Here is a 1,005-nt window from a genome sequence, read left to right as displayed (position 1 = left end):
GACAACCCGCAGATCCAGCTCCGCAGCGTCGCCACCGACAAGTGCCTGGAGATCGCCGACTGGCGCTCCGACGACGGCGCCCCCGGCCGGCAGTGGACCTGCACCGGCGGAGCCAACCAGCAGTGGAACTGGACCGACGCCGGCCAACTGGTCAACGTGCACAGCGGCAGATGCCTGGAGATCCCCAAGGCGTCCACCGTCTGGGGCGTCCAGGTCGAGCAGCGGACCTGCAACGGCAACCCCGAGCAGCGGTGGAGCGACGCCAACCGCTTCCCCGACGGCACCCGCCTGATCGTCAACCTCAACAGCGGGCTCCTGCTCGACCTGGCCGGCGGCGGCTCCGCGGACGGGACCGCCGTCGTCCAGTGGGCCTGGAACGGCGGAGCCAACCAGAAGTGGTCCTACTACCCCGCCCCCTGGACCGGCCCGCACAGCTGAGCGCTCAACGACCACCCCGTCCCGCACGCATCGAGGGGAACCCCGTGACCCGTCGTCGCACCACCCGCCGCCTCGGAGCGGCCACCGCCGTCCTCACCGCCGCCGCCGGCCTCGTCCTCGTCCCGGCCCCCGGCGCCCACGCCGACAGCCCGCCGGCGCCGATCCACCCCTACGTCTCCGCCACCACGTGCCTGGAGGTCGCCGACTGGCGGACCGACGACGGCGCCCCCGTCCGGATCTGGACCTGCCACGGCGGCGCCAACCAGCAGTGGATCCGCACCGGCTACCAGGAGTTCGTCAACGTGCACAGCGGCAAGTGCCTGGACGTCCCGAACTACAGCACCACACCGGGCACCGGGATCGTCCAGTGGACCTGCAACCGCGGCCTCAACCAGGCATGGTCCACGTTCCGCTACGCCATGAAGCCCGGGTGGTACGCGGCGAACAGGCACAGCGGTTTCCAACTGGACCTCTACAAGGGCGGCCTGGCCGACGGCACGCCGGTGGTCCAGTTCCCGTTGACCTACGACCTCAACCAGCGCTGGCTCTGACCCCGCCCGCGTCCGG

The 1,005-nt window shown here is 71.5% G+C and carries 2 protein-coding genes; both read left to right on the top strand.

All coding sequences use genetic code 11. The annotated features are described in order from the left end of the window. On the top strand, nt 1-438 hold a 438-nt coding region (locus ABD308_RS23130), incomplete at its 5' end, for an RICIN domain-containing protein (RefSeq protein WP_344338157.1). A 44-nt stretch (nt 439-482) separates the two neighbouring features. After that, the gene (locus ABD308_RS23125) at nt 483-989 is read left to right on the top strand and encodes an RICIN domain-containing protein (protein WP_344338156.1); all 507 of its coding nucleotides are present in this window, start codon (nt 483-485) and stop codon (nt 987-989) included. Nucleotides 990-1,005: the final 16 nt, after the last annotated feature.

The organism is Kitasatospora putterlickiae (genome assembly GCF_039527695.1).
In the GTDB taxonomy this organism is placed as follows: domain Bacteria; phylum Actinomycetota; class Actinomycetes; order Streptomycetales; family Streptomycetaceae; genus Kitasatospora; species Kitasatospora putterlickiae.
Note: the sequence above shows the minus strand (reverse complement) of the source record. Positions and strands in the feature narration are given on the sequence as shown.